Source organism: Planctopirus sp. SH287 (genome assembly GCF_056500625.1).
Map to the genome: position 1 here is coordinate 3,823,847 of NZ_CM151403.1, position 17,242 is coordinate 3,841,088.

General features: G+C 54.9%; 11 protein-coding genes. 6 read left to right on the forward strand and 5 right to left on the reverse strand.

The features are described 5' to 3' along the window. Positions 1 to 1,039: 1,039 nt before the first annotated feature. Positions 1,040 to 2,200, reverse strand: coding sequence for a cysteine desulfurase family protein (locus SH287x_RS14140; RefSeq protein ID WP_479514969.1), 1,161 nt, complete (start codon positions 2,198 to 2,200; stop codon positions 1,040 to 1,042). Between the two features lie 326 nt (positions 2,201 to 2,526). Between SH287x_RS14140 and SH287x_RS14145 the strand changes: the two genes are divergently transcribed. From SH287x_RS14145 to SH287x_RS14170, 6 genes are all read left to right on the forward strand, one after another. Continuing rightward, entirely contained in the window at positions 2,527 to 3,270 is a 744-nt protein-coding gene (locus tag SH287x_RS14145) for a 3-keto-disaccharide hydrolase (protein ID WP_479514970.1), read from the forward strand. 180 nt (positions 3,271 to 3,450) lie between these two features. Further along, the gene (locus tag SH287x_RS14150; protein WP_479514971.1) at positions 3,451 to 4,479 is read left to right on the forward strand and encodes a hypothetical protein; all 1,029 of its coding nucleotides are present in this window, start codon (positions 3,451 to 3,453) and stop codon (positions 4,477 to 4,479) included. Next, positions 4,476 to 5,486 (forward strand): hypothetical protein, encoded by a 1,011-nt coding sequence (locus tag SH287x_RS14155; protein WP_479514972.1) that lies wholly within the window; start codon positions 4,476 to 4,478, stop codon positions 5,484 to 5,486. Before SH287x_RS14150 ends, SH287x_RS14155 begins: the two co-directional genes overlap by 4 nt. A 535-nt stretch (positions 5,487 to 6,021) precedes the next feature. Beyond that, positions 6,022 to 7,260, forward strand: a complete 1,239-nt coding sequence (locus SH287x_RS14160; RefSeq protein WP_479514973.1) for a formylglycine-generating enzyme family protein — start codon at positions 6,022 to 6,024, stop codon at positions 7,258 to 7,260. 158 nt (positions 7,261 to 7,418) lie between these two features. After that, positions 7,419 to 8,414: a hypothetical protein gene (locus SH287x_RS14165; RefSeq protein WP_479514974.1), complete on the forward strand. Its 996-nt coding sequence runs from the start codon at positions 7,419 to 7,421 to the stop codon at positions 8,412 to 8,414. A 176-nt stretch (positions 8,415 to 8,590) separates the two neighbouring features. Further along, positions 8,591 to 9,370 carry a class I SAM-dependent methyltransferase gene (locus SH287x_RS14170; protein WP_479514975.1) on the forward strand — a complete coding sequence of 260 codons (780 nt, stop codon included), beginning with the start codon at positions 8,591 to 8,593 and terminating at the stop codon, positions 9,368 to 9,370. 67 nt (positions 9,371 to 9,437) lie between these two features. Here SH287x_RS14170 and SH287x_RS14175 read toward each other — a convergent pair whose 3' ends face one another. The 4 genes from SH287x_RS14175 to SH287x_RS14190 form a co-directional block, all read right to left on the reverse strand. Further along, on the reverse strand, positions 9,438 to 12,662 hold the full coding sequence (locus SH287x_RS14175) for a PSD1 and planctomycete cytochrome C domain-containing protein (RefSeq protein ID WP_479514976.1): 3,225 nt from the start codon (positions 12,660 to 12,662) through the stop codon (positions 9,438 to 9,440). 339 nt (positions 12,663 to 13,001) lie between these two features. Beyond that, on the reverse strand, positions 13,002 to 14,795 hold the full coding sequence (locus SH287x_RS14180; RefSeq protein ID WP_479514977.1) for an Hsp70 family protein: 1,794 nt from the start codon (positions 14,793 to 14,795) through the stop codon (positions 13,002 to 13,004). Between the two features lie 61 nt (positions 14,796 to 14,856). Continuing rightward, a complete protein-coding gene (locus SH287x_RS14185) occupies positions 14,857 to 15,348 on the reverse strand; it encodes a DinB family protein (protein ID WP_479514978.1) in 492 nt (163 codons plus the stop codon). Between the two features lie 200 nt (positions 15,349 to 15,548). Then, positions 15,549 to 16,670, reverse strand: coding sequence for a Gfo/Idh/MocA family protein (locus tag SH287x_RS14190; protein ID WP_479514979.1), 1,122 nt, complete (start codon positions 16,668 to 16,670; stop codon positions 15,549 to 15,551). Between the last annotated feature and the right edge of the window lie 572 nt (positions 16,671 to 17,242).

Genomic DNA, 17,242 nt, shown 5'->3' on the forward strand with positions numbered 1-17,242 from the left:
TTGATGAATGGGTCTTACGCCGCCAGGACGCCGGAAGGGGAATGGGGAAGAAAAATACTGTTTCGCGCAACAAGGGGCCTTAGGGTAGAGAGGCTTCGTTTTGGGTGCACCTCGCAGGTTGAGGTCTTTTTCGCCTGTGATTCCGGACAGAAGACTCTCCATCGGCTCGGTCAGGGCCACCCTTTGCCAACAGGGAGTCATTCCTGCTGGCGGAAGCGCCGATTGTGGACGCTTCCCTCGAATTCGAGACTGACAAACAGTTCATCAAAGGTGAGTTGCTCACGCAAAACACTTCTGATCAAAACTGAATGTTTTTTATTGGCACTTATTCATTCGCCACTTCTTGTGACGGGGGAATGCCAACACAATCACGTCTGATTCAGATAACACTGAATCGGACAGGCCGACGGCATCATGCCAGCGAGGGTGACTTCGTGGAATGATGTTTCGTGGTGGCCCTGATCGGCCCCCTTGCGGGGTTTGGGGCGGCGTATGAAGGCCAGTCGTTCATCCACGAATGGGTCTTACGCCGCCAGGGTGGTGGTGTTTTTTGCGGGGGCGGTTCGTGGTTGGTAGGTGTTTTTAGTAGAGCTGGTGGGTTGCGCAAAGCCTTAACCCACCCTACTGTTTAATAACGGTCTCCGGCTACTTGAACGTTGGGAGTTGGTGCATTGCGCTGCGCTTCATACACCCTACTTAAATGCTTGCGGGGTTTGGGGCGCGTATGAGGGTCGGTTGTTGATATACGAATGGGGCTTACGCCGCCAGGGTAGTGGTTCTCGTTGGGGTTGATTGATTGACTCCTCTCATTCCGATGGGAGAGACTGGGTGAGGGTGAGCCGATGCTTAAATAGCGATCGCTACATCTGCGATGCGATATAGTTACCCAGGCACGTTTCTCTATTGGGAACGACCACAGGAAAATCCCTCACCCGGCACTGCGTGCCACCCTCTCCCGCCTGCGCGGGCGAGGGTTCATGTTCCCTACGTTGGAGACTTTCTGGGAGATCGGCGGAAACAGGGCTTGATCTGGGATGTTTCAGGCATTGACAGACGGGGCGAGTGTCCGAAGTCGCGCGACGGTTTCCGTAATGATCGCTATCGCACAATTGATTTCCTCTTCCGTGGTCAATCGGCCCAGAGTTAAACGAATTGACGACAGGGCCAGCTCACCAGGAACGCCCATCGCCAGAAGAATCGGTGCGGGTTCCATTGACCCGCTGGCACACGTACTGCCGGCAGAACAGGCCACGCCTGCCAGATCAAGATTCACCAGCAGCGCTTCAGCAGAGATCCCCTGGAAAGCAATCTGCGTGGTATTGGGAAGCCGTCGTGATGCCCGTTGGGCGAAGACCAGAGCCGGTTGACAAAGTTCGATCAGGCGCCGTTCCAGAGTTTCTCGCAATCCCAGCATCCGACCGGTTGCCACTTCGTCGACATCCATAAATGATTTCAGGGCGAGTGCCATCCCCGCGACGAGGGGAACCGATTCTGTCCCGGCCCGACGCTCCTGCTCCTGATGACCGCCCGTCAGTTGTGGCGTCAGTCGTGCGGCTGACGAAATGACCAACCCGCCCACGCCACGCGGCCCGTGGAATTTATGAGAAGCGAAGCTCATGGCAGTGGCGCCTGTCGCCTTAAAATTGACCACCCTCGCGGGAAGTTTCCCCACCATCTGGACGGCATCAAGATGAAGTGGAACATTTCGTTCACGGCAGGCCCGGCTCCAGTTTTCTACCGGTTGAACCACACCGGTTTCATTATGGCCCCACAATAAAGTGACCAGACGCACGTCATCCCAAGGGATCTCGACCTGTTCCGGCACCAAGAATTCTCCATGGGCATTGACCGGTATTTCCATTAACCGATGGCCCATGGCCATGGCCAACCAGCGGCAGGTTTCAATCGTCGCCGGATGTTCGCCGGCTCCATGCACGATCACTCCCGGACGGGTGCCGACCAGGCCGCGCAGCGCCAGATTGATGGACTCGGTTCCGCCTGAGGTGAAAATCAGCTCGTTGGGGCTGGCCCCGATCAGGCGGGCGATTAACTCTCGGCTGTCATCCAGCACCCGGCGGGCTTTCCGTCCCAGGCCATGCCGTGAACCGGGGTTGGCCCAGGCGTCCCGCTGACAACGCGCAATTTCCTCAATCACTTCAGGAAGTGGGGGAGTCGTCGCATTATGGTCGAGATAAATCATGACAGCAGAACTCGTTTTTCTGAGCAGCGTTGGCTTTGTCGGCAACCAGAGAAATGATTTCTCGAATTATCGCCGGTGAACAAACCCTTCTTCTGGTGAGAACTTCCCGGAGCATATTGAAAAGTTGGTCGTGGGCATGTCAGACTGCTTCTCACAATTCTTCTGATGGCGGACGATCAAGACCATGTGTGAGAGTTTTGCCATTCGAGACTTTACAAACACCGGATTGTCTTCTGAAAGTCTATCCGGCATTCGCACTCGAAACATATTTCCGACTTATCAAACAAGATGAATCATCACAGAGAATAATTACAGGGAGTTTCTCGATGAAACTGGCACGAATCGGCTGGGGAAGTCTGGTGGTACTTGTGGCCATGGCCGGCGTTGGTCTCACTGGCGAATGGGTCAGTGGTATTAAGTGGCAGGAACCACCTGTGGTCACACCCGGTGCGACACCGTCAGATCCGCCTTCTGATGCCAAGGTTCTGTTTAACGGGACAGATTTGAGCCAGTTCAAAGGGGGTGAGAAATGGGTGATCGAGGATGGTTTTGCGACGGCTAAGGGAGGCGGGCTAACGACCAAAGAAAGCTTCGGTGATTGCCAGCTTCATCTGGAATGGGCCTCTCCTGAAAAGGTTGAGGGAAAAGGGCAGGGGCGTGGCAACAGTGGTGTTTATCTCATGGGGCAATACGAGATTCAGATTCTCGATTCCTATGAAAACCCGACTTACTTCGATGGGCAAGCGGGGTCGCTTTACAAGTCCAGGCCACCACTGGTCAATGCCTCGAAGAAGCCGGGGGAATGGCAGACTTATGACATTATCTTTACCGCACCGCGCTTCAGCAAAGAAAAAGCCCTCCTCAAGCCCGGGTATGTGACCGTGCTCCACAACGGCGTCCTTTTGCAGAATCACACAGAGATTCTGGGCACGACAGCCTGGGATAGCCCGCCCAAGTATCAGCCGCACGCCACACGCGCGCCGCTCCAGCTTCAGTTTCATGGCAACCCTGTTCGCTTCCGGAATATCTGGATTCGTGAGATCCCGGATCTCACAGGTGAGCGACCATAAAACCGCGGGCGGGCGACCTGAAAGCAGCTTGCAGGCTCTGCTTTGAAAGAATCTTCGGGAACGCAAAAATCACTCAGGTGGCGGGCGGCCCCGGGATTGATTACCTTCCAACGCTTCGTCAATTGTCCCCAAGTCTGAGCGCCACGCAGGCTTGGGATGTATCACCGACAGGTAGACGGTATGCCACCTGACGATTCTCAATTGCTCTCCCGTTTACCGGCTGACGATCCTCGTCCGTCGCTGAGCTGTCGAAGCATCCTGGCACGAATTGGCGCATCAAATCCTGATCGTCGCTGGATCTTCGTGCTGATGTTTTTAGCCGTCGGGATTCCTGTCCTCACGAAGGCGTCGTTTCCGGAAATTCCTACCGCCAATGTCAAAGCGGTTTTCAATTATATTGAATCCCTGCCACCTGGCTCCAAGGTTCTGGTCTCACTCGACTATGACCCCTCATCGGCTGCGGAACTGGAACCCATGGCGACGGCCTTCCTGAGGCACCTTGCGCTGAGAGGGCAACGCATCTATCTGATGACCACCTGGCCGGGCGCTTCGCCTTTAATCGAACGGCAGATTGACAAGGTCATCGAAGGGGAATTTGCCGACAAGCATCTCCGTTACGGAACGGACTGGATGTTTCTGGGTTACCAGGCGGGGGAGCAGGTGGCGATCAAGCAGGTGGCCAGCAACATCAGTTCTCTTTTCCCGACTGACAGCCGCGGAACCAGCCTGTCGAATATCCCCATGATGAAAGGGGTTCGTTCCTTAGGAGACTTTGACCTGCTGTTGAATGTCTCTGCCGGCTATCCCGGTGCCAAGGAGTGGGTACAGTTTGCCACCACCACGACACGCACGCCCTTTGCTGTGGGTTGTACCGGAGTCCAGGGGCCACAGCTTTATCCTTACATTCCCGACCGTGTGTTAGGAATTCTCGCTGCTATCAAGGGGGCTGCTGAATATGAAGCGGCGCTGGGTGACAAATACCCACAGTTTGCAGCCCCTTCGGAGAACGAAGGTCTTCGGCGAATGGGGCCACAACTTTGGGCGCATCTGCTGATGATTGGCCTGATTGTTCTGGGCAATATCCTGTTTGCACTCTCCCGGTTTTTCCCCCTGCGACCCGAAGATATTCCCACGGGTGACGTTGGCCAACTGGCCATCTCAGGAGCAGCGGCCAATAGCGGGATGTCCCCAGAAGGGGAGCAATTATGAACTCAGCTTCCGTTTCTCCCTCGCAGAATCAAGAGTTGCCAGCCCCTGATGGTTCGGGCATTCCCTGGAAGAAAATTGGGCAGTATCTGGCCATTGGGATGGTGATCAGTTTTCTGATCGGCTGGGGTGTCTACCAAAAACGCTTTTACGGCACCGTTCTGATCAAAGAGCGAACCATCACCACTGATGATGGCGTTTTGCTGCAACAATTCTCTGTGGTCAGTCCTGTGGCAGAAGCCAGTGAAAAAGCTGGTGCTTTTATTTCGTGGCAACGGACGCTGGGTGTCTGGCTGGCGGCGGCGATTACTCTTTCCGTCTTTTCCTCCATCTTTCGCGATAATGTTTTTTATAAATTGGCCGAAGCCCTGATGGTGGGGGTGTCGGCAGGTTACTGGTTTGTGGTGGCTTTCTGGTCGAGCCTGATCCCGCTGGTCTTTGCGAAACTTCTCCCGGATCTTGCCAAAGCCACGGTGCTTCCGGGATTACAACTTGCTGACAATTCCCATTGGATTGGCGGGCTGACAAAGCCGGACATTTCGGCACTGGTTCCTTTGTTGCTGGGAGCGATGCTTCTCAGCCGGCTCATCCCTTCTGTCGGCTGGCTGGCTCGCTGGCCACTGGCTCTGGTTGTGGGAACCATGGCTGGCCTGAGACTGGTCTTGATCATTCAATCAGACTTTGTCGAGCAGGTTCGCAGCACGATTCTGCCTCTGATTGTTGTGGCCGCTGACAGTGAGCAAAAAGGGGCGCCACTCGAAATCCAATGGCTGCTCTCGTTAAAAAATAGCGCCATTGTGGTGTGCGTGATCAGCAGTCTCAGCTATTTCATCTTCTCCATTGCTCATCGCGGGACATTTGGTCGTGTCTCGAAAATGGGGATCTTCGTGTTAATGATCACTTTCGGTGCCTCCTTTGCCTATACCGTCATGGGGCGAATCACCTTGCTGACTATGCGGCTGGAGTTCCTGTTCAAAGACTGGTTGCAAATGAGCTGGCTGCTTCAATAGCGGCACAGTCATTATGAAGTGTGTCTCACCTTTCCGTTCGGTGACAGCGATCTCCGAGAGCCTGTCTGGTAAGGCTCCCTCTCCCTCAGGGAGAGGGCCGGGGTGAGGGTACCGATGAACCTTCAGTGTTTCCACAGCCAAGACCAATCCCCTCATCCGGCCTGCGGCCACCTTCTCCCACGGGGAGAAGGATTTGAGAGTTTTCGTACAGTCTCCGAGAAATCGCTCGGGCAAGTCTCGTCACGATTTCGTGCACAGACCGTGAACTTTTCCTCATGAAGCTGATGGTCGAAGTCTGGCTGATTGCCTTTCGCCTCTCGCGTCATCAGACTGGAGGAGGGGACAAGTGCATCGTCCATGCCGGCCGTTGGAGTTCTGCGGCGACAAGTCTCTCTCAATTGTTGACACAGGCTGCCGGGTGATTGCAATGACATTTTTATTCAGCCGTCAAAGACCCCGCCCATTTCACTCTGTGGCAGCAGGACGGTGGTTCAGGACAACACTGCTGATTCTTGGGCTGATGAGCATTCTAGGAATGATCTCCGGTTGCGGAGGGAGTACGCCACCACCTGCGGCAACTCCTCCCGCCCCGCCACCGCCAGTGGCCATCAAAACGATTAAGCCGGTTCCTGCGGCCAATGAAATCCCTGCCTCGAAATTGGAAACGGAAGCCTCATCAGGCGCTGCTGACCCGACGATGGCTCCTCCGGGAGAACATCCGTCCAACGTCTTCCAGTTTGTCGCCCCCGGTTCTGTTCAAACGGTTGTCTCTGCTACTCCGCTTCCTCGTGTTGAAGATCAGTTTGCGGTCGTTCATGGAGCCACTGCCAACGGTTCTAGTGACTTTCTTGTGACCGAAGTGCCGCTACGCCAGGGTGCGACCACGATTGTTGCGAATCCTGGAACTGCGCGGGGTTCTGTATCGTCAACGATGAACCCTTTACCAGCAGGTTTTATTCCGGCACCAGGCACAGAGATCTCTCCCGATGGCTGGCCGCAACGCATTCTCTGTCAACTGGATGGAAGCCTGATGGTTTATGTCCCTCCTGGCCCTGCCAAGCTGGGTTCCAATGAAGGGCCAGTCAACGCTCGCCCCGAGGTGCTTGTCCTGCTGGATGGTTATTACATCAATGTCTATGAAACGACCGTTGGCGAATACAAACGCTACCGGGAAGATATGAAAGCCAAAAAGAGGAACAGTTTCGCCGCGTTAAACGAGGGCGATCACGAGCGTCGTCCGGCTTTGGGTGTTCCCTGGAGCGTGGCGAATGCTTATGCCAAGTGGTCTGGTCGGGAACTTCCCACAGAAGCCGAATTTGAAAAAGCGGCTCGTGGCCCGGATGGCTTTCGGGCCCCTTGGGGAAACTCTCGCGCTGTCTGGCCCGCACCTCGCACCCCTGCGACCATTGCTCATGTCGGTGCATTTTCCAGTGATCAGAGCATTTATGGCGTGTATGACCTGGCGGGGAATGCCCATGAATGGGTTTCCGACTGGCACGACGATGCCAGCCATGCTGAAGCTGCCAAGGCACGCGATAATGTGAGAAACTGGACTGGTGCAAAAAAGCCAAAAATCACCAACCAGCATACCGTCAAGGGAGTGCTCACCGACTGGAATGTCACAGCCAGAGAAGGTCGCCTGATGTCAGAAAAATTCCCTGATGTCAGCTTCCGCACCGTATTGCGGCTGGGACCTGCCCAGAACCCCAATTCTTCTGTTTCAACTCCCACAACCTCACCCGCAGGCAGCGGCACTCGCAAGAATCCGTTTTAAGACTGTCGCGTCAGGATGCTGTCGTTGTTCTGATATGCAGAGCTTTTGATGCCATGATGACACCCTCCTGATTTCCACAAGACTTCTCCGAATTTCTTTGCCATTCCCGGATTCTGTGACGACGCTTTTTGTTAACTAAGAGGTGAAGATCATGAGCGATGGAATTCGCGCATGATTTTCTCGGAGTCCCTATGTTGACCTGTTTTCAGTCTTCTTCTGTTTTCCATGCTGGCGTGCTGGGCCTTCTGTTTGTGATGGGGGGCTGCGGCCCGTCTGCACCGCCTGTGACCTCTACGCCGGCGGCTACTCCAACATCTGAAACCTCTGCTTCTAAAGCGGAAAAGATGCCTGCCGCCGCTTCAATCAAGCCTTCGCAAACATCGACTGATTCTCAAACCGTAGCGACTCCCCCCCGGCGAAAATTCCAGCCCATTCAATTGGAAGCCACCTCTTCTGATCAGAAAACAGAGACCTCTGATGAGAACAAGCTCGACTCTGTCATGGAGGCTTTACGCCCATTGCAGGTTCTGCTGGGTCGCTGGAAAGGGAACGCCCGCAAAGCGCTGCTCGATCAACCTGAGTGGGTCTGGGATCTGACAAGTCAACCCAGGCAGCCTGCTCTCGTGATTAAATCTCCCGATGGGAAATATATCCGCGAAGGTCGACTGACATTTCTGGTGAGCGATCAAGCCTATCAATTGACCACCACTGATGCCGAGGGACAGACTCGCTCGTGGCGTGGGAAATTCACTCGGGAAGTGGAAGATGTGGCCGGTGATGACGACAAACTCCAGCGGACTTATAAGCTGGAATTTCTTGAAATCCCCCTTCAGACATCGGATGAAATCTGGAAACTGGCTCTCAGCCAGCAGGATAATAACCGCTATCTGATTGAGCTGGATCGGCAGAGAGGTTCCGGCCCGTTTGTTCGTGTCGATACCGTCAACACGCAGCGGGAAGGAACCAGCTTTGCCTTGAACGACAGCGATTACGGCGAGAAGGAATGTATTATCTCCCAAGGGCTGGGCACCATCAGTGTGTCCTATAAAGGACAGAGTTACTGGGTCTGCTGTTCAGGCTGTAAATCGGCCTTTGAAGATGATCCCGAGCGCTGGCTTGCAAAACTGGCCGAGCGAAAAAAGTCAGCAAACTGACTCCACTTCACGGCCATTATTTGCGGTGTTCCCACCTGAGCGCTCACATTCGTGGCAAACCAGCGATACAATCGCCACGGTTCTGGCGGAAGTGCCGCCGGTTGGACAGCATGACAGATCCTCACGATCCATTTTCCCGGGTGAGGTCAGGCCGCAAGAAAGCAGACTCAAGGTTCATGGAAACGATTCAAGGGCATCTTTACGACTTCCCCAAGTATTATGACCTGATTTTCGGTTCGGATTGGAAGGCCGAGTTTGATTTTCTTCAGGCTGCCTTTGAACGCTACTCCAAGAAGACTGTCACACGCCTCTATGAACCGGCCTGTGGCACAGGTCGGCTTCTGATCAAACTGGCCGAAGCGGGCTATGAAGTGGCGGGTAACGATTTAAATCCCCATGCCGTCAAGTTCTGTAATGATCGCTTTGTCCGTAAAGGATTTGAGGCGGTGGCAACCGTGGGAGACATGGCCAACTTCAAACTGAAGAAGAAGGTGGATGCCATGTTCAACATGATCAACACCTTCCGCCATCTTCCCGACGAGGCGGCTGCGGAAAGTCACTTGAAATGCGTCGCCGATCATCTGGTCAAAGGAGGACTCTATCTGCTGGGTCTACACCTGACGCCCCTGACGCCTCAGGTCTGTACTGAGGAATGCTGGTCAGCGTCCAAAGGGAGCCTGACCGTGAACTCGCGTTTGTGGTCAATCGATGTGAACCCCAAAACCCGTATTGAACGGATCGGGATGAACTACGATGTCTATACACCGACGAAGCAATTCCGCATTGCCGATGAGACCACCTTCCGGACTTATACCGCACAACAGATGGCCATGCTGCTGTTGCAGGTTCCGCAACTGGAACTCATCGCCGTGCATGATTTCCGATATGATATCGACGGAGAAATCGTGATTTCCGGCGATACGGAAGACGTCGTGTACGTCTTCCGTAAGCGATAGGTCAGACGCATGGCCTTCGCTCTTTATTGAAATGCTGGGATGCGGTGGGCGCTATGGCACGGCGGCGCTATGGTACAAAGAAGAACTCTTTGCTGTTGATCAGCACGTGGGCCAGATCGCGCCAGGCGAGTGGTTTTTCCTGGTCGGGGTATTCGCGGGATTGAGCATCGACAAACGCCAGAGCCTGTTCCTGTTCCTCCTTGGTAGGAGGGCGGCAATAAGCTCTCATCCAGAGGGCATCAACACGGTTTGTCCCTTCCAGTGACGCCGTTTGCTCCGCACAGCGTCTGGCTTCTTCCAGCACGAACGGATTGTTCAGCAGCACCAGAGCCTGTGCAGGGACATTGCTGGTTGATCGTCGTCCCATCGTGGTGAAAGGGGTCGGGAAATCGAATGCCAGAAAGAGCGGATTGAGAAAGTTTCGATGAACCGAGAGATAGAGACTGCGTCGTCCATCACCATCCAGGGTTCCAGAGTGTCGAGGACGTCCGCGCCCCTCCATAAATGGCGTCAGATGTGTGGCCACGGGGGGGCCGTACATCTCCAGATTCAATCGTCCGGAATACGCCAGAATCGAATCACGAACCGCCTCGGCTTCCAACCTGCGCGGATTTTGTCGGTGCAGCAGAATGTTCTGCGGATCGAGCGATTCCAGATCAGGAGAGGCCAACTGGCTGGATTGCTGCCAGGTGGCCGAGTTGAGGATCAATCGATGGATGTGTTTCAACGACCAACCGGACGAAATGAGTTCGCTTGCCAGCCAATCAAGAAGTTCAGGATGTGAGGGGGGGTGCCCCATCTTGCCGAAATCATCGGGAGTGGGAACCAGCCCCCGGCCAAAGTGATAGTGCCACAAACGATTGACGATGACGCGCGCCACCAGCGGATTTTTCGGGTCGGTCAGGCTTTGGGCCAGTGCCAGCCGACCGCTTCCCTGCTCAGGGGGCGTGATGGCCAAACCACCCAGCACTTCCAGTGGGCGACGGACTTCCACTGGCCCGGGCTTCTTGTGGTTACCGCGAAGCAGGACATGTTCGTTCTCCGCCATGCCATCGGTCATCGCAACGACGAACTGTGGCTTGGGAAGTTTTTGCAGCGCTTCACGCCAGCGAGCTTGCTGCTGCTCCACATTCTTTCGTTTTGATTTCCAATTAGCATCTGGAGGAACAAGATCTTCATGCTTCACAGCCGCTTGCCAAAGATCTCGCAAGGCCTGGGAAAAAACGCCTGAAGGGAAGTCTGGCTGGGCGTCATTCACTCCTCCAGAATGAAACCACTCCCCATATTTTCTGGCGAGATCTCGTGGCTCAAGAACTGTCGGATCATTCAGCCATGTTAGAACGGGAAGAGGAACGTCATCAACAGGTCGCGGGCCATCACTCAGCCGCACTTCATCGACTGCGATCCAGCCATCGGCCATATCGTCAATGACTTCCAGATAGACGTTGGCCCCCACCGCCCGGTGCAAATCGAGCCGGAACCATCGCCACTGACCATCATTCGGCACATTGAGAGTGAAGGGGCCATACAGCGGTTCCTTAATGAGCTGGAAACCATCCATGATGACATGAACCTGTCCATTTTTGATGTCCAGCCCCGGCTTTGCTGGCCCGCCTAGGCGTGCCACGTGGAGGTCGAGATAGCGATGCTTCAGTTCAAACGTGGGGGAACGCAAAGCCCCCACCAGCTTCTGAGAGAGTATTCCTGAGTGGGCCGTCCCCGCCTCTTGCATCGAGACTTCACCGACTCCTGGCTGGGGATCATCGACCAGTCCTGACTGATCCAAAAGGGAGAACGCCATCCCTGAACTCATCCAGTCCTTGTAAGTTCCAGGATTGAAATTCGCGATGACGGTCGCCGCAGCACGGGCCGCTTGAGCCTGCTGTTGCTGTGCTGAAAGAGTGTTGGCGACCTGTTGTTTCTTCGCTGCAAAATCGTCTTTGTTTTTGATGGCTCCCAGATGTAACCAGGCCGACAGCCAGTCGGTAGGGTTCGCGGTAGTTCGCTTCTGGTGCGTGGAAACCATCGCATTCAGCCATTTTTCCGGATTCGAGAACAGCACCGGATTAATGTCCATAATGGCTTTCCACCGACCATCATGATGCCGCATGGCATCCTCGAGAATGGACTTGTAAGCCTCGGGAGGAACCCGATTCGCCACATCGCGTCGACTGCTCTGAAGGTAGCCGGCCAGTGCGTAATAATCGCGAATCCGGATCGGGTCGAACTTGTGGTCGTGACAACGTGCGCAGGCCACAGTCATACCAAGGAAGGTTTTGCTGAAGACATCGATCTGGTTATCAACGGTATCGCACTCTTCAGAACGGATATCGACGGGCGAATGTTTTCCTTGAGAAAGCCACCAGAAGGCCGTTGCTGCGACAGATTCATTCAATCCCGTGGCGGGATCAAGCCGTGGTTCAGGAAGAAGATCACCCGCCACATGTTCCGTGAGGAACTGGTCGTAAGGGACATCCGCGTTGAAGGCTCGAATGAGGTAATCGCGGTATTCCCAGGCATGAGGGATCGGGTAGTCAAACTCATGGCCGTGCGTTTCCGCATAGCGGGCGAGATCCATCCAATGGCGTGCGAACCGCTCACCATACTGAGGCGAGGCCAGGTAGTGATCGACCCAATGTTTCCAGGCGTCGGCACGCTGGTCAGCCAGAAACTCGGTAATCTCGGTCTGGGTCGGTGGTAAGCCCGTCAGATCAACGGCCAGGCGGCGCAGTCGTGTTAGAGGAGCAGCTTCGGGAGCGTGCGGAAGGTTAGCCGCTTCGAGCCGAGCAAGAATAAAAGGATCAATCGCCGCCTTGGCCCAGGTGCCTTCTTTGACAGCAGGGGCATCAGGTCGAACAATCGGCTGGAACGACCAATGCCTGGCCCGTTCTTCAAAGGGAAATTCTCCCGTTGATCCTGTCGAGGTCTCGACTTTGTCTTCTTTGGGCCAGGGCATTCCCAGTTCAACCCACCGCGTGAGATCGGCAACCGCATCTAACGGGAGCTTGCCCTTGGGCGGCATTTGATAGCCGTCGGCTTCATACCGAATCGCCTCGATCAGCAGGCTCTCATTGGGTTTGTGAGCCACCACCGAGGCGCCCGATTCTCCGCCAGCCAGAAAGCCCGCGCGGGAATCCAGCCGCAGCCCCGCCTTCTGCTGCCGGGAACCATGGCAACTCTGGCAATGTTCAATCAGTACAGGGCGAATTTTCTTCTCGAAGAACTCAATCTGGTCAGGAGGAAAAGCGGAGACTTCGTCAGCCCACGCCACTGTTGTGAAGCCCCATGCCACAATGATTGCCCCACACAATACAACCGTTTTCAAGCGGTGTGAATGAAGAGAGTATACGGTTGACGAGAAAGCTCGTTGCGGCATGTCACATCTCGGAGGGAACGAGAAACCAGGCAACGGCTGCGATCATTTCGCCACAGCCGGGCGCAAAATCTGAGCGGCGGGAACCTTCCGTCATACGCCACCAATCCCCAAGACGCAACTCTTTTTACGACAAGCTGAATCTCAGGCGACTGAAGCTTTAATTCTGATCAGATTCGGTCGAACAATCAGCAATGAGCAGGACAACAAGCCTGCGGATAAGATCAGTCGCTTATCGGGACAATGCGGGTCTTGCCGCTACTCATCATCGCGGACGCTGAATTCCAGTTTCCATTTGCCTTCGCCGCGTGTGCTGACGCACCAGAGTTCCAAAACGCCTAATTCGGTAATTTTGGAGTGGAACTTCACTGGGACGTAGTGTTCTTCATTGGAAGCTTCGCTGGTGAGCATTGTTTCCAGCGAATCGGTTTCGGCGAGATCTTCATTTGACCAGGCCGTTAGCCGACTCCCGGCGCGGTCTTCTTTTCTCGTCGAAGAACTGAAAAAGCGGAACTGCGCGGGCTGACCGACAATCAAACCAATGGCGTCTGAAGGAATGTCAACATCTGTTCCTTCTTCCATGCCGAAAGGAACCACGCACAAGGCTCGTAATGGTCGGGGAGCACCAGGGATCGCCAGGCCTGCGGTCTCGATTCCGACATAATACGACCGGGCTGTTCCACCGCGAATTCTCACACCGCCATGCTGCTTCGCCCAGCCGTAATAAGCCGCACCACGAGCGACGGCATGATCCAGATCAGCCTCACCCGAGAGAAGCTTGACCGGTGTTTCGGGATACCAGCTCGTGAGCACATTCATGAGCCGTTCCACAAGCGGCTGCGCTTTGAAAACACCTCCATTGAGAAGCAGATGCGTCGGGCCAGTCGTGTCGCCGCTGGAATGTGTCGCGAGGAAAGCGGCCACATGCCGCGTGATGCCCGTGTCAGTTTCGTAGGGCAGACCCAGTTCCTGAAAGCCTGATTGCCGCCGACGTTCGGGCCTGGCATCAACCACACATTCGGGAAAGAAACCATCGGTCAAGAGTTTTGCCAGAGCCGTTCGCTCGACCTCAACACTCACCGAGCCACCGATGAGTTTGCTGCCGCGTCCTTTGATGGAAATGGTGTGTGACTTCGGGCCATCGGGGGCAAAGAGGGTTTCTTTGGCCTGCCGGCACGAATGCCAGAGAGAGATCGACTGCCAGGGATCAAGGTTCGTGCCCTTCTCGCGGAACAGTTCAGCAACATGAAACGCCAGGGCAAGATCCATGTTGTCACCGCCCACGAGCAGATGGTTACCAACTGCCACTCGCTGCAATGCCAGTTCGCCATCTTCTTCGTTGACCTGCACGATGGTCAGGTCAGTTGTCCCCCCGCCGACGTCACAGACAAGAAGCGTTTCACCGACTTTCAACTGCTTTCGCCACTTTTCACCCTGACTTGTCAGCCAGGCATAGACAGCGGCTTGAGGCTCTTCTATCAAAATCAACGAATCGGGCAACCCGGCCGCAAAGGCCGCTTCACGAGTCAGCTCGCGAGCGCTGGCATCGAATGAGGCCGGGACTGTCAACACCACCAGTTGATCTGACAACGGCGCGTCTGGAAAAGCCGCTTTCCAGGCACTGACAAGATGCTCGAGGTAACGCCGGGATGCTGTGACGGGGGAGACTTTGGCAATCGTTCCAGCGGCTTCAGAGTCATCACTTCCCAGTGGAAGAAATGCTTGATGGCGGTCGACTTTGCTATGTCCCAGCCAACTCTTGGCAGCCACCACGGTTCGATCCGGAAAATTGGCCGACTGCCGGCGAGCCATTTCACCGACTGAAAAATCCCGTTCCTGGCTCCAGGGAACATCCAGTGAACCCGGAGCATCCTGCGGCCCACCACAATAGAGGAACGAAGGCAGAGACGATTTTTCTTCAATGGTCTGCGGAGCCACCAACTGAGGAATGGAAAGCAGATTGACGACGGGCTTCTCATCACTCAATCGAACGTAAGCCACAACGCTGTTCGTTGTTCCCAGATCGATACCAACGGCAAATTGTGGAGTCATGCGAAATCCGTTTTCGAGTGAAAAGCGATGAACTGTTGAGAGCGCCAGCACCATGAACTTCTTAGATTTTCACGGGTTTGCCCAGCTTGCGACGCAGTGGGACAAACTGACCGGCATGCAATAAGGGATGACTGGCAAGCAGGACAACGGCCGAGGACATCTTGGGGAACATGGCCGGAAAACCGGGTGGGGCCGGTTGATCAAGTTCGTCCTCAGTAACGCTGAGAATCACCTTCTTCACCGCGACGATCACCTGATCGAACAGTTCGAGATATTCTGCCTTGTTGAGGAAGCCAGGTTGTTCGTGATCAGCGGCGGCCTTCTTGGAATGCCGTTGCTCAAAACCTTCAGGAAGAGGTATCTCCGAGCCGGGACGAAGCTGACGGATCACGCTGTTTTCCGAGACAATCAGGTGTCCGACCTGCCACGCAGCCGGGTGGCAACCCGGTGCAGGCGGAATGAGAAATTCCGAATCACTCAGGTCATCGAGATAGCTCTTAAGCGCAAAAACACTCATATTCAGATATTCGACAGCCAATTGCGGTGCGTGCATGGTTTCTCCTCCTGAAGTGGCGCGCGAGCACGGAACTCCTTTGTGCTCACTGGCTCTGGAAGAGTTTAGCAACGTACGGCTCGTCAGGCATCCAAGACGAACATTCCCACCTTGCCTCGCGCAGTCATAAACTTGTGCTCAACACCAGTGGCAAGTTGAACACGAGATCTGTTCGTGATGTCAAAACGAAAATCAAAAGCTTAAAGAGGCTCGGGGGCCACAGGCACTTTTTCGTGGGCTGACTTCAAACAGGCATCCAGAATGATCTGTGTTTTGAGAGACATGCTTGGCCAATAGGAGGCCGGGGATTTTTCCAGAACATGCTTGGAGAACGTCCGAAACATGACGGTTTCCTGAGCCGATTCTCCAGCCGTCGCAAGTTCATCGACCGCATGGTATCGCGCATGATTTTCCATCCGCATAAAACAGCCCTGATTGACAACCGCCGGGCGGTGGGTTTCCCAACGGCTGGCGGCGCCATACCAGGGCAAGACAAAATCATCCAGCGCGACAAACCCCTTCTCGCAACTGAAATGCCCCCATTGCTGAGTTTCGGCATGGAATGAGCAATAGAAACTTGCGGTGGCTCCCCCGTCAAAATCAAGCTCTGCTGAGAACTCTGTCGGAATTCCGTCGCGTGTGGCTCGCAACGTACGGCCGCGCACCATCTGTGGCATCTGGCCCTGCATGGCGCACAGCGTTAGTCGAATGTTGTACCAACCCAGATCACCGAGGCAGCCCAGCGGCTCCAATGATTGACTTCCCCGGATGTTATCCTGGAAAAAACTGTCAGGGGCATTAAAGGAAAATTGCGACGTGATGCGACGAATGGCGCCCATCGCCTCCGGGTCATGCAAGTGGGCAATCATCGGAGCGATGCGGGCGCTGTGCATGAACATCACGCCGTCCATGAACTGCACTTTGGCCTCGGCAGCAGCTTCCACAATCTCCCGGACATCACGGGCATGCGGCGCGACAGGCTTTTCTGACAAGACATGTTTTCCCGCAGCAATCGCTTTGAGAATCCATTCTTTGCGAATCCCCGTGGGGATGGGAATGTAAACCGCGTCGATATCTGGCCGTGCGAGCAGTTCTTCGTAACTTCCCATCGCCTCAACAGGCTGTGGTTGTGGCACGCTGGATTGGCACTCGGCAATGAATTTCTGGCTGCGATCCAGGCTGCGACTGGCGACCGCCACCAACCGTGAGTTCTCAGCCCAACGAATGCCTTGCCAGTTCTTGCGAGCAATCGCAGCGGCACCCAGAATGCCCCAGCGGCAGGAACTTTCGGCAGGTGGTTTCGATGCTGAACCGTGTGACATGATCAAACTGTCCCGGATGATGGAATTCACAATGCAGAGGGGATGACGGGCAAATACTCAATTCTATTCGGCCAGCGCCACGATGCTACCGACAAACAGACTGACGGCGAAGTGGTTGCCACAGTGAGTTCTCCCAGTGAGTTCTAGCTGTCACCCCATCAGAGGAACAAGCGGTGCGCATCAATCGGACGTGAAATCTCAGTCCGCAGCCAAAAGAACTCAGTAGAACTCAGTGAATGGGCTGGTTCATCTTGTTGAACACCACCTCAACGGAAGGCGGGTCGCGCAAAACCACGCGGCATGCCGTTTTAGACATGATGAGGAGACACGATGAAATGGCTCTCTCGCTGTTGGCATCAGGTGGCCAAGAAAACCGCTTCGTGCCATGCTCACGGCTCTGAGCTGTCTTTTATACACAACTTTTTCGCCTCCTGAATCGCACCATGAAATTGACATGGGTGGCCCAGGTTGCTTTGCAACCTGGGCGGCAGAGCCGTAGCCCGGATTTCTCACAGCGCAGCATAAACGAGACGCCTGGATTTGCGTAAAGTGTTGTTACCACACAACTCACC

Bases quoted from the DNA above. Each gene is read 5' to 3' on its own strand.
- SH287x_RS14140 (WP_479514969.1), bottom strand. From the start codon at position 2,200: ATGATTTATCTCGACCATAATGCGACGACTCCCCCACTTCCTGAAGTG.
- SH287x_RS14145 (WP_479514970.1), top strand. From the start codon at position 2,527: ATGAAACTGGCACGAATCGGCTGGGGAAGTCTGGTGGTACTTGTGGCC.
- SH287x_RS14150 (WP_479514971.1), top strand. From the start codon at position 3,451: ATGCCACCTGACGATTCTCAATTGCTCTCCCGTTTACCGGCTGACGAT.
- SH287x_RS14155 (WP_479514972.1), top strand. From the start codon at position 4,476: ATGAACTCAGCTTCCGTTTCTCCCTCGCAGAATCAAGAGTTGCCAGCC.
- SH287x_RS14160 (WP_479514973.1), top strand. From the start codon at position 6,022: ATGATCTCCGGTTGCGGAGGGAGTACGCCACCACCTGCGGCAACTCCT.
- SH287x_RS14165 (WP_479514974.1), top strand. From the start codon at position 7,419: ATGGAATTCGCGCATGATTTTCTCGGAGTCCCTATGTTGACCTGTTTT.
- SH287x_RS14170 (WP_479514975.1), top strand. From the start codon at position 8,591: ATGGAAACGATTCAAGGGCATCTTTACGACTTCCCCAAGTATTATGAC.
- SH287x_RS14180 (WP_479514977.1), bottom strand. From the start codon at position 14,795: ATGACTCCACAATTTGCCGTTGGTATCGATCTGGGAACAACGAACAGC.
- SH287x_RS14185 (WP_479514978.1), bottom strand. From the start codon at position 15,348: ATGCACGCACCGCAATTGGCTGTCGAATATCTGAATATGAGTGTTTTT.
- SH287x_RS14190 (WP_479514979.1), bottom strand. From the start codon at position 16,670: ATGTCACACGGTTCAGCATCGAAACCACCTGCCGAAAGTTCCTGCCGC.